Source organism: Pseudoalteromonas sp. HL-AS1 (genome assembly GCF_031198785.1).
Lineage (GTDB): Bacteria > Pseudomonadota > Gammaproteobacteria > Enterobacterales > Alteromonadaceae > Pseudoalteromonas > Pseudoalteromonas distincta.
Window position 1 is genome coordinate 1,363,819 of sequence record NZ_CP133569.1, and the last position, 10,902, is coordinate 1,374,720.

Annotated in this window: 7 protein-coding genes, 15 tRNA genes and 1 pseudogene; 14 read left to right on the plus strand and 9 right to left on the minus strand. The window is 38.2% G+C overall.

From position 1 onward, the window contains the following. Positions 1-40 precede the first annotated feature (40 nt). The 4 genes and pseudogenes from RB214_RS06385 to msrB all read left to right on the plus strand — a co-directional run. Positions 41-916, plus strand: a pseudogene (locus RB214_RS06385) (helix-hairpin-helix domain-containing protein); the annotation flags it as partial. A 9-nt stretch (positions 917-925) separates the two neighbouring features. Continuing rightward, complete coding sequence (locus RB214_RS06390) at positions 926-1,444, plus strand: DUF2919 domain-containing protein (RefSeq protein WP_138489372.1); 519 nt, start codon at positions 926-928, stop codon at positions 1,442-1,444. Positions 1,445-1,446: 2 nt separating this feature from the next. Further along, positions 1,447-1,887 carry a hypothetical protein gene (locus RB214_RS06395; RefSeq protein ID WP_039489399.1) on the plus strand — a complete coding sequence of 147 codons (441 nt, stop codon included), beginning with the start codon at positions 1,447-1,449 and terminating at the stop codon, positions 1,885-1,887. 147 nt (positions 1,888-2,034) lie between these two features. Continuing rightward, positions 2,035-2,475 carry a peptide-methionine (R)-S-oxide reductase MsrB gene (gene msrB / locus RB214_RS06400; protein ID WP_309168619.1) on the plus strand — a complete coding sequence of 147 codons (441 nt, stop codon included), beginning with the start codon at positions 2,035-2,037 and terminating at the stop codon, positions 2,473-2,475. 4 nt (positions 2,476-2,479) lie between these two features. On the opposite strand, the gene RB214_RS06405 is transcribed toward msrB, so the two are convergent. The 8 genes from RB214_RS06405 to RB214_RS06440 form a co-directional block, all read right to left on the minus strand. Continuing rightward, complete coding sequence (locus tag RB214_RS06405; RefSeq protein WP_309168620.1) at positions 2,480-4,126, minus strand: response regulator; 1,647 nt, start codon at positions 4,124-4,126, stop codon at positions 2,480-2,482. Between the two features lie 505 nt (positions 4,127-4,631). Next, positions 4,632-4,707: transfer RNA gene (locus tag RB214_RS06410), tRNA-Val, on the minus strand. A 61-nt stretch (positions 4,708-4,768) separates the two neighbouring features. Next, positions 4,769-4,844: transfer RNA gene (locus RB214_RS06415), tRNA-Val, on the minus strand. A gap of 32 nt (positions 4,845-4,876) precedes the next feature. After that, a tRNA-Val gene (locus RB214_RS06420) sits at positions 4,877-4,952 on the minus strand. A gap of 48 nt (positions 4,953-5,000) precedes the next feature. Continuing rightward, positions 5,001-5,076, minus strand: a tRNA-Val gene (locus tag RB214_RS06425). 153 nt (positions 5,077-5,229) lie between these two features. After that, positions 5,230-5,305: transfer RNA gene (locus RB214_RS06430), tRNA-Val, on the minus strand. Between the two features lie 161 nt (positions 5,306-5,466). Beyond that, a tRNA-Val gene (locus RB214_RS06435) sits at positions 5,467-5,542 on the minus strand. A 152-nt stretch (positions 5,543-5,694) separates the two neighbouring features. After that, a tRNA-Val gene (locus RB214_RS06440) sits at positions 5,695-5,770 on the minus strand. A 1,174-nt stretch (positions 5,771-6,944) separates the two neighbouring features. Here RB214_RS06440 and RB214_RS06445 point away from each other — a divergent pair. The 9 genes from RB214_RS06445 (at position 6,945) to RB214_RS06485 (ending at position 8,688) form a co-directional block, all read left to right on the plus strand. Next, positions 6,945-7,020, plus strand: a tRNA-Ala gene (locus tag RB214_RS06445). A 37-nt stretch (positions 7,021-7,057) separates the two neighbouring features. Further along, positions 7,058-7,133, plus strand: a tRNA-Glu gene (locus RB214_RS06450). Positions 7,134-7,277: 144 nt separating this feature from the next. Next, positions 7,278-7,353 (plus strand) — tRNA-Glu (locus RB214_RS06455). A gap of 93 nt (positions 7,354-7,446) precedes the next feature. Continuing rightward, positions 7,447-7,522 (plus strand) — tRNA-Glu (locus RB214_RS06460). 92 nt (positions 7,523-7,614) lie between these two features. Beyond that, a tRNA-Glu gene (locus tag RB214_RS06465) sits at positions 7,615-7,690 on the plus strand. A gap of 93 nt (positions 7,691-7,783) precedes the next feature. Continuing rightward, positions 7,784-7,859: transfer RNA gene (locus RB214_RS06470), tRNA-Glu, on the plus strand. 92 nt (positions 7,860-7,951) lie between these two features. Continuing rightward, positions 7,952-8,027, plus strand: a tRNA-Glu gene (locus RB214_RS06475). Positions 8,028-8,121: 94 nt separating this feature from the next. Then, positions 8,122-8,197 (plus strand) — tRNA-Glu (locus RB214_RS06480). A gap of 224 nt (positions 8,198-8,421) precedes the next feature. Continuing rightward, positions 8,422-8,688 carry a DksA/TraR family C4-type zinc finger protein gene (locus tag RB214_RS06485; RefSeq protein ID WP_169044992.1) on the plus strand — a complete coding sequence of 89 codons (267 nt, stop codon included), beginning with the start codon at positions 8,422-8,424 and terminating at the stop codon, positions 8,686-8,688. Between the two features lie 283 nt (positions 8,689-8,971). On the opposite strand, the gene gloA is transcribed toward RB214_RS06485, so the two are convergent. Then, positions 8,972-9,373, minus strand: a complete 402-nt coding sequence (gene gloA / locus RB214_RS06490) for a lactoylglutathione lyase (protein ID WP_309168621.1) — start codon at positions 9,371-9,373, stop codon at positions 8,972-8,974. A 645-nt stretch (positions 9,374-10,018) separates the two neighbouring features. Between gloA and RB214_RS06495 the strand changes: the two genes are divergently transcribed. Continuing rightward, positions 10,019-10,897 carry an NAD(P)-dependent oxidoreductase gene (locus RB214_RS06495; RefSeq protein WP_309168622.1) on the plus strand — a complete coding sequence of 293 codons (879 nt, stop codon included), beginning with the start codon at positions 10,019-10,021 and terminating at the stop codon, positions 10,895-10,897. The last annotated feature ends 5 nt before the right edge of the window (positions 10,898-10,902 follow it).

The window sequence follows — 10,902 nt, forward strand, 5'->3', positions numbered from 1 at the left end:
GTTAATTCTAGTTGAAATGTATGATATAAAGTGACACTTTGAAATAATCCCACAAATAACGCAAGTTGTACTTGAGCGCCGCCCTGATGATGCCAGAGATATCGAATTTCCAGTAACTTGTCCTATTTGTGACTCTCATGTTGAAAAGGTTGAAGGCGAAGCTGTCGCTCGTTGTACGGGTGGGCTTGTATGTCCTGCACAACGCAAACAAGCAATTAAACACTTTGCGTCACGCAAAGCGCTGGATATAGACGGCCTTGGCGATAAAATTGTTGATCAGCTGGTAGACAGAGAGCTGATAAAAACGCCCGCTGATTTGTTTATTTTAAAACAAGGACATTTTGAATCACTTGAACGCATGGGACCTAAGTCAGCCAAAAATTTAGTAACAGCCCTTGAAGAGGCGAAAGGCACTACGCTTGCTAAGTTTTTATATTCATTAGGTATTCGCGAAGCAGGTGAGGCAACAGCACAAAATTTAGCTAATCACTTCCTTACCCTTGAAAATATAATAAATGCCAGCATTGATAGTTTAACGCAGGTAAGTGATGTAGGCGAAATAGTTGCAACGCATGTTCGTGGCTTTTTTGATGAAGAGCATAATTTAGCAGTTGTTAATGCGCTTATAGAGCAAGGTGTAAACTGGCCAGCGTTGAGTGCACCTTCTGAAGAAGAACAACCGCTTGCTGGGCTTACTTATGTACTTACTGGTACGCTAAATACGCTTAATCGTAATGACGCAAAAGCACGCTTACAGCAACTAGGTGCTAAAGTATCTGGTAGCGTATCAGCGAAAACTGATGCGTTAGTCGCGGGTGAAAAAGCGGGTTCAAAACTGACTAAAGCCCAAGATTTAGGTATAGAGATACTCACGGAAGATGAATTAATTGGGCTGCTTAAAAAGCATAATGGTTAGGACGCAACAATGAGCCGATACGGTCCAGAATATTGGGATAAGTACGGAAGTTACCGAACTCCTATTGCATTTAATTTAAGTTTGCTTGTGCTATTACGTGGCTATTTTATTTGGGTGATTGCGGCTTTAAGTCGCAGGCCTGAACTTGATTTAATGTCGTTATTTTTTAAAAATAAAAATGATTTTTTTATTGCAATAGCAATTGGAAGTATCGCAATAATACCGACTATTTTATTTTGTTTACGCAGACCACGAGATTCACACAGTGCGAGCGATAAGTTAGCAAAAATATGGCGGCATATGCGCTGGCCCCTTATTGTATGCGCTGTTGTTGATTTAACATGGTTAAGTATTCAAGCCGCGCATAGCCATTATCGATTTTCATCATTTTTAGCAGTACAAATGATGATTGTTTTATGGGTATTGTGGTATTTGGTGAAAAGCCGTTATTTAACCGTTTTTTTTAATGATTGGCCTGAGCCGACAGAAAAAGCATCAGAAGAAAAAAAGCGACTTAAAAGGGATTAGTTGTGGACGCTGTAAATAAAAAAATAGCGATAGCTATATCGTTAATAGGGTTAGTGCTTATTATTTTAATGATTAGCACTGAGCTTTTAGAGTCTATGTGGTTTAAAGCGCTATTTGGGTTGTGGGTATTTGTTTTTTGCTCAAGCGTTTATAGGTTAACGCCCTTATTTAAATCAAGAAATAGGCTAGAGGATTTTATTCAGCGAGATGCCCAACATTTACTACTTTTTAGTTTGATGGGATTTTTTGATAAAAAGCATGGTCCAGATTGGTTAGTTATTGAGAGTATTGAACGCATAACGACAAAGGATGATGAGCTAATTATTTACAGTAATAACGAGCGCCAAATGAGTGTTAGTTTACCTGTAAAAAAAGCAGAGCTAGATAGTTTTATTAAACGAATACTTACCGACTCAGAAAAACAAAATATTACCTTTAGCTGAGGAGATTACCTTTAAGATTGAACGAGTTTTAGTTTTAAACGGTCAACACTCTTTAGCTGATCTCTAGTGTATTAAATAACGTAATAATTAACCGTACTTCTTATAAATTTATTAAGTACGGTTAATCAACTATTCAATGAGGCTATTATGTTGAAGTGGAATGATGTTATTACCTTTGCCACCAACGGCAATCCTACCCCAAGTAAAAAAGTAGTCAAAACTGACGAGCAGTGGCGGATGCAACTATCAGAAGATGAATATTACGTAACACGCAAGAAGGGAACAGAGCGCCCAGATAGCTCGGGTAGTTGTACATTACTCGAACCTGGCAAGTATGTGTGTATTTGCTGTGATAGTCTATTGTTTGATGCCGATGAAAAGTTTGATAGTGGCACTGGTTGGCCGTCATTTACGCAACCTGCGACAATTGAAGCGATTGGTTATGTAAACGATACAAGTCATGGTATGGATCGCATAGAGGTGGTTTGTAATGTGTGCGATTCGCACTTAGGCCATATTTTTCCAGATGGCCCATTACCAACAGGTTTACGTTATTGCGTTAATGCCGCAGCAATGAAAAAGCTCTAATATTTTATTTACTAGCGCTTTGAATATCTAAATTCATTTCGTTTGCTATATGCAAAATCTTATCTAAACGCTGCGTCTGATCTGCTTGTAATTTAGCTTTACCAAGAAGGGCGTAGCATCTTCTAGCAAGATCCATATTAAATGAGCTGCCAGATTGCTTGGTTGAATCAAATAGGCACTGTAATAAATTAAGTGCAATACTCTGATTGCGAGGCATAACTCTAAACGCTTGTGTAAAAGCTTCCAGCGCAGTATTTAACTGCCCTTTATTAAATTGATTAACGGCATGGTTATTAAGCTCTTTTGGACCCATTTTAATATCGCGTCGCTCACTTTGTTGCTGCTGAATATAACGCAAGTAAGTTGTGTCGCTAACTGCAGGGTGTCTTTCACAGTGGCTAATTATTTGTGTGAATAAGGTTTGCGCCTTCTGATGAAACCCCAGTTCATGAAATGCTTTTGCTTTATCAAGTGCTCCATCAACCGATCGGATATGAGTATCGTCGTCATCAAGCTGCTCAATTAGCTTTTTCGCTTTTTGATGCTCGTCTTTTAAGTAATGAAGTCGTGCATTAAGTACATCAATTTGAGCTTGATTTGCATTATTAGGAAACTGTTTTTTTAAATCATTAATGTACTGATTTGTTTGTCTAGAAATTCGTTGAATTTGATCAGTTTGATCAGTCGTTAACGCAAAGTCGATACCGGCACGTGCTGCATTCAAATATACATCGGGGTGGTCGTGTATTGAGTGCTTTGCAAAGGTGGCTATATCTTTTTGAGTTAAATAGCTTTTTTCGTAGTCGTGATTAATTAGCGACACATTACTTAACGATTTTTGGCGTGTGATGTTTCGCGGTGCAATGTCTGCTGCTTGACTTAAAAAGCTTTGTGCTAGTTCAAACTGATTTAGCTTTATTTCTAATCTGCCCAACAAATCAAGGGCTACTAAACGAGTTTCTTGGCGCTCTAACATTGTCTTGAGCATTCGCTGCGCCAAAATATGTTCGTTATTCGCTATAAGTGCCTCTACTAAACCTACTTTTGCCCAAGCAAATTTTTGAATATCGAGAACAGACTTAAAAAAGTCTTTTGCATCTTGAGCACGCTTTAAGCGAAGTAAGGCATCGCCTTTTAAGCGAAGTAGGATAGGACTGTAATTATTATTTTTTTTATCCAGAGCGGTATCAATAAATTTAATAGCTTTTGAATCGTTACCATCATCGATTAATGAATACACTGTTTGTAAGTCGTGTTTATGCTTTAAGATTCGTTCAATGCGTGTTTTAAGTTCTTGTACTGTAAAAGGCTTAACTAAAAAGTCATCTGGCTGCAGCTCAAGAACACTATGAACGAGTGAGCCACTTGTTTCTGCTGAGATAAAAATAAAGCCAGTCGAACTTTTTATGAGCTGCTTTACACGTAGCTCTTCATAAAGCTGGTAGCCATCTTGGTGTTTGTTTAACTTGAATGAGCAAACTATTAGATCAAATTCTTCACTTAAACACTGCTCTTTTGCAGAGTTTGCATGATCAGCAAAGCGCAACTGCCGAAAGCCAAGCCTTTCTAACGATTGTTTCATATAGCTTTGAGCAAGTGGCTGCTCCTCTACTATAAGTATTTTGGCTTTTGAATAGATCTTAGTTGGCATTGGCTTAAGCGTAATTGTATTTAACACAGACTATAATCAACAGTTTAACTCCTTACAAGGGAATTTAAATGATAGCTGTATTTATTAGGTACTTAACTTTGTCTAATACGTTTATCTAACTTCGAAAGTACTGAGCCGAATAGCATAATTAAAAACTAAATAAGTAAAATGGAAACGCTATATTGATGAGCGCTTTGATATGGTAATTTAGATTTTAATAAAAATATGAAATGTATTTAAGGTAAAAAGAGGAGTTAAACGTATTTAATATGGGAAAAAGTTATTACTAGAGAGGTTATCTGATGGTATTTATATGTGGTGGGTGATTACTTGGCTTGATACCAGTGATCCTCGCCATTACTTGTAAAGGGTGGTGATGCTCTTTTTCTTACGGCTAAGTTAATTACATACGATTTATATATTGAGTTTTTATAAAGTTCTTAAATGTATTTAATATGAAAAGAAAGAGTTATTACTAGAGAAGTTATCTGATGGTATTTATATGTGGTGGGTGATACTGGACTTGAACCAGTGACCCTCGCCTTGTAAGGGCGATGCTCTCCCAACTGAGCTAATCACCCACATATAATAGGTATGCCTGTTATTTAATTCTTTATTATCAATTGACCGCTTGATGTAATTTGGTGGGTGATACTGGACTTGAACCAGTGACCCTCGCCTTGTAAGGGCGATGCTCTCCCAACTGAGCTAATCACCCAAATTACATTTTAATATGCACCATTCTAAGAATGGTGGGTCGTACTGGACTTGAACCAGTGACCCTCGCCTTGTAAGGGCGATGCTCTCCCAACTGAGCTAACGACCCATATTAAATTTTAAAACGCGGCTATTGATACAATAATAGGTTTATATGTGGTGGGTGATACTGGACTTGAACCAGTGACCCTCGCCTTGTAAGGGCGATGCTCTCCCAACTGAGCTAATCACCCACATATAAATTAAAACGCTACTATTAAAATAAATAGTACTGGACTTTAACCAGTGAACCTCGCCGTTACTTGTAAATAGCGGTGATGCTCTCTTTTTTCTAACTGAGCTAACGACCCATTTAGATTTTCTTGTAATATGCACCATTTAAAAAATGGTGGGTCGTACTGGACTTGAACCAGTGACCCTCGCCTTGTAAGGGCGATGCTCTCCCAACTGAGCTAACGACCCATATTACATGCTACTACCGATATAGATAGTACTGGACTTTAACCAGTGAACTTCGCCATCTTTTATAAAAGGCGGTGATGCTCTCTTTTCTTGTAACTGAGCTAACGACCCATATTACAATTTTAAAACACGACTATTAATATAGTAATAGGTTTTATATGTGGTGGGTGATACTGGACTTGAACCAGTGACCCTCGCCTTGTAAGGGCGATGCTCTCCCAACTGAGCTAATCACCCACATATAAATTAAAACGCTACTATTAAATAAATAGTACTGGACTTTAACCAGTGAACTTTGCCGTTACTTGTAAGTAGCGGTAATGCTCTCTATTTTCTAACTGAGCTTATGACCCATATAGAATTTAGATGTGAACACTTTAACTAAAAAGTGGTGGGTGATACTGGACTTGAACCAGTGACCCTCGCCTTGTAAGGGCGATGCTCTCCCAACTGAGCTAATCACCCACATCTAAACAACATTGCATTGCTGCGTTGTTGTGGGGCGCTATTATAGATAGAGTTGGAAATGTGTCAACACTTGAATGATAAAAATGTGCTGAATGAAGGTTTTATAAACAATAGGATATGGTTGAAGTCTATTTTATCATCAAATTTGATATTGCACTTCAATTAAGCACCTAAAAGTGAGTAGGGAATTGTACTTTATTAACCTTAAATTTAGTTTTACGATACTCATTGTTTTTTTACTGGAGTCGTTTTTATGATTATGAGCAAGATGGATTAATATTAGGGCGAGTTATTTAGTGAATAGAGCGGTCCTTTAAAAATGAATTTAATCTAAACTTCCCAAAACAAATGCTATTTCAGCATTCTAAACTCTATTTTTGTACTTACTTTATTTTTATAAGCCAACCTAGCCATCTCGTAAATACGTATTCCTCGCTACTAGCCTTCGGATTAAGACTAAATAGATCACATATAACTAGGGCGTGTTGACCTTTGTGGATTCAAATTTGTTCAATCTAGGACGATTAAATCCCGGCGCGAGGTTTGTAACCTAGTGGGCTCGGTAACTGCTCCTGCGTTACCCTAATGGCTTACATCCATGTAAGAATAAGTAAAAACCGAGCAAAGCTTCCGCTTCACCCACCAAAGATCAACCCGCCCTGAAGTTTTATACATAGAATTACGAAGCAACAGTGCTCTTTTAAAAATGCTCTTTAAACAATAATCGAATTTTTTAGTACGAGTTACGCTGGTTATTAAGCAAGTAAAGGCTGCGGGTACTCTCAAACCCACATTTAAGTTTTGGTTATTATAAGCAATTGTAACTTTTAAAAGATTAAGGCGATTGGCGGGGCCTTAATTGGTAGTTTTTAGATAAGTTTAATTTGCATATAAATGTATACCTTTGCTTTGATGCAATTTTGTTCCATTAAATGGGGGAGTGGGGGCTATTGAGTATTCGCTGCAATATAGTGATGTTATTATAAGCAGTAGGGTTAGAATCTTATTCAAATTGTATTTTTTAGCACGCTTGATAGCCAGTTTGTTGAAAATTAAACCATTTAAATAAAGCTAGGTAAAAAACTGTTGACTTTATTTTGGGTGGTGCATAGAATGCGCCCCGCACTAAGCGATACACGATGTGTTTATCACGACGGGTATTGATTAAGTTGGGGCCATAGCTCAGCTGGGAGAGCGCTTCGCTGGCAGTGAAGAGGTCTGCGGTTCGATCCCGCATGGCTCCACCAAAAATTAGTGTTTTGTCCTAGGGTAGCAGTTTTCTGTGTCCCCATCGTCTAGAGGCCTAGGACACCGCCCTTTCACGGCGGTAACAGGGGTTCGAATCCCCTTGGGGACGCCACTTAACTTTTATTAGTTAAAGGCGGTTTTACCGAGAAAATAGCGTCACAATTAAAGCTCGAGTCTTTACTTGTATTAAACGCAATTACCTTAAAGCTCATGATGTGAGTTAAACTTATCAACTGTCCTAGTGACACATTTATGTGTCCCCATCGTCTAGAGGCCTAGGACACCGCCCTTTCACGGCGGTAACAGGGGTTCGAATCCCCTTGGGGACGCCACTTACTTATTTTTTATAGGGAAGTGAAGTGTTATTAAGAAAGCTCGCCTGAAACGAGTCTAAAAATTCAGTTGTCCTAGTGACACATTTATGTGTCCCCATCGTCTAGAGGCCTAGGACACCGCCCTTTCACGGCGGTAACAGGGGTTCGAATCCCCTTGGGGACGCCACTTACTTATTTTAATAGGGAAGTGAAGTGTTATTAAGAAAGCTCGCCTGAAACGAGTCTAAAAATTCAGTTGTCCTAGTGACACATTTATGTGTCCCCATCGTCTAGAGGCCTAGGACACCGCCCTTTCACGGCGGTAACAGGGGTTCGAATCCCCTTGGGGACGCCACTTACTTATTTTTAATAGGGAAGTGAAGTGTTATTAAGAAAGCTCGCCTGAAACGAGTCTAAAAATTCAGTTGTCCTAGTGACACATTTATGTGTCCCCATCGTCTAGAGGCCTAGGACACCGCCCTTTCACGGCGGTAACAGGGGTTCGAATCCCCTTGGGGACGCCACTTACTTATTTTAATAGGGAAGTGTAGTGTTATTAAGAAAGCTCGCCTGAAACGAGTCTAAAAATTCAGTTGTCCTAGTGACACATTTATGTGTCCCCATCGTCTAGAGGCCTAGGACACCGCCCTTTCACGGCGGTAACAGGGGTTCGAATCCCCTTGGGGACGCCACTTACTTATTTTTTAATAGGGAAGTGAAGTGTTATTAAGAAAGCTCGCCTGAAACGAGTCTAAACATTCAGTTGTCCTAGTGACACATTTATGTGTCCCCATCGTCTAGAGGCCTAGGACACCGCCCTTTCACGGCGATAACAGGGGTTCGAATCCCCTTGGGGACGCCACTTACTTATTTTTAATAGGGAAGTGCAGTGTTATTAAGATAAAATCCAAAAATCCAAAAATCCAAAAATCCAAAAATCCAAAAATCCAAAAATCCAAAAATCCAAAAATCCAAAAATCCAAAAATCCAAAAATCCAAAAATCCAAAAATCCAAAAATATTCAGTACTTATAAAGATTCAATTTGGTAGCATAAATTTAAACATCCAACTTTATTAGGAGGATTTATGGCAAGTGGATGGGCGCGAGACGGTGCAATTCAAGATCAAATTGATGCAAGTGTTAACGACGCCGTACAGTATGCAAGAAGCAATTTAATATCTGGCGCAAGTGCAGAGTTATGTGATGAGTGCGATGAGAAAATCCCACAAGCACGAAGGCTTGCGTTACCGGGTGTACGCTACTGTGTGCAATGCCAAGCTGCGATAGAAGGTAATGATGCTAGCGCTAAATCGTTTAATAGACGTGGCAGTAAAGATAGTCAGTTGCGTTAAAAAGGTGCTGAAAAGCACCTTTTATTTAATACCAACCTGCATAAATATTTGAACAATATATAAAATTAAACCCCTCCATAGTTATACCAACCAGCATAAATCTTTGATCAATTTAACGAATTAAATTGCACTATAACGTCGTTAAAAATTTTTTATTTAGAACAACTAGATACAAAAATTATTGCCTAGTCCTAGCGTAATTTTCTTAACGTTAAATAGACCCCATATACAAGCAGATTGGCATTAAGCAAATTGTTATAACTTGAACTAGTTGTTAAGTAATTTAAAATTTACTCATGTCATCTTTTTTCTGAATAAGTTCTATTGAATAACCATCAGGGTCTTTTACAAAAGCAATTTCAGTAGTGCCGCCTTTTACTGGTCCAGGTTCACGACTAACATTACCACCGGCTGCTTTAATATCAGCACATGTTTTGTAAATATCATCAAATTCAATGGCTATATGGCCATAAGCATTACCCAGTTCGTAGCTATCCTCGTCCCAGTTATAAGTTAACTCTAATACTGTATTATCTGCTTCGTCGCCATATCCAATAAAGGCAAGAGTGTATCTGTATTCACTGTTATCAGCTCTGCGTAATTCTTTCATACCTAATACTTCAGTATAAAAAGCAATTGATTTGTCTAAATCCGCTACACGCAGCATAGTATGTAATAAACGCATTATTCAGTTCCTTTAGTGATTTTTCAAAGTTCAGTATATTTAACTAAGCGCTATTATTAAGCGCATTTTGTGGTTTTTATATGTATTAGCCATATATGTAGGCGTTACGTACAAATCACAACCTCAATACCATTTAGAGTTGGAAGCTGTTGGCGTATGGTCTTTATAATTTTACCAATAACATCAATTGTAAATTACCAATTAATGAACCATTTTATTGAATTTTGCATATTTAAATAAAGAACACTCAATTATTGGTCAACCTATTAGTATAAAAAAAGCTACTGATTGTTCAACAAAAGTTAACCTATGCCTGATTAGGTTTGTGATGTCTAACTCTTTGTTTTTAATTGATATTAAATTGATTTGTATGTAATTTGTAAAAGTATGGGATTTACTTGGTTAACTTGTTGGTTGACAAAAAAGGCGTATGGTAATACAGTTTTTGCATACCAATTGGTAAGTTGCTTGGTTTGAGTGAATACAATGTATTGGTAATTAATCAGAGTTACGTTTTGCACAGGTTAATTTATAAATAACTCAAGCTTAAAGTTACTCTACAAATTGAAACAAAGACACAGCGTATTTTAAAGTAGATTTTACTTGTTCTTATAAAAGTATGCGCCATATATTTAGGAGTTATTCATGTCAAAACCAGTCATCGGTTTCATCGGCTTAGGCTTAATGGGCGGCAACATGGCCGAAAATTTACAAAACAAAGGCTATGAGCTAATTGTTATGGACCTTAGCAAAGATGCGGTTGCAGCATGTGTCGCTAGAGGCGCAAAAACAGCAAGCACTGCTAAAGAGCTAGCTGAAGGTTCAGATATTGTTATGTTTTGTCTTACAACTTCTGCCGTTGTAGAAAAAATCATTTATGCAGAAGACGGTATCCTAGCGGGTATTAAAGAAGGTGCAGTACTAGTTGATTTTGGTACTTCTATTCCATCATCTACTAAAAAAATTGGTGCTGATTTAGCAGCTAAAGGCGCAGGCATGATTGATGCTCCTCTTGGTCGTACACCAGCACATGCTAAAGACGGCCTTTTAAACATCATGGCTGCAGGCTATATTGATACATTCAATAAAGTTAAACCAGTACTAGAAGATCAAGGTGAAAACGTTTTCCATCTTGGCGAGCTAGGTGCAGGTCATACAACTAAGCTTATCAACAACTTCATGGGCATGACTACAGTATGTGCTATGTCACAAGCATTTGCAGTTGCAGAGCTTGCTGGTGTTGACCGTCAACAACTTTTTGACATCATGTCGACTGGTCCATCTAATTCACCGTTTATGCAATTTTGTAAAAACTATGCAGTTGATAATGTTAGCGACCTTGGTTTCTCGATTGCTAATGCAAACAAAGATTTAGGCTACTTCCTACAAATGGTAGAAGACCTAGGTACTGAATCAAAAATCGCTGAAGGTTCATCAGCTAACCTACAAGCAGCGTTTGACGCTGGTATGGGTCAAGGTAACGTTCCTGAAATTTTTGATTACTTCAAAAAGCTAGAAAAGTAATACTT

Excerpts from the sequence above, each read along its gene's own strand:
- gloA (WP_309168621.1), bottom strand. The coding sequence starts at position 9,373 with ATGCGTTTATTACATACTATGCTGCGTGTAGCGGATTTAGACAAATCA.
- msrB (WP_309168619.1), top strand. The coding sequence starts at position 2,035 with ATGTTGAAGTGGAATGATGTTATTACCTTTGCCACCAACGGCAATCCT.
- RB214_RS06495 (WP_309168622.1), top strand. The coding sequence starts at position 10,019 with ATGTCAAAACCAGTCATCGGTTTCATCGGCTTAGGCTTAATGGGCGGC.
- RB214_RS06405 (WP_309168620.1), bottom strand. The coding sequence starts at position 4,126 with ATGCCAACTAAGATCTATTCAAAAGCCAAAATACTTATAGTAGAGGAG.
- RB214_RS06485 (WP_169044992.1), top strand. The coding sequence starts at position 8,422 with ATGGCAAGTGGATGGGCGCGAGACGGTGCAATTCAAGATCAAATTGAT.
- RB214_RS06390 (WP_138489372.1), top strand. The coding sequence starts at position 926 with ATGAGCCGATACGGTCCAGAATATTGGGATAAGTACGGAAGTTACCGA.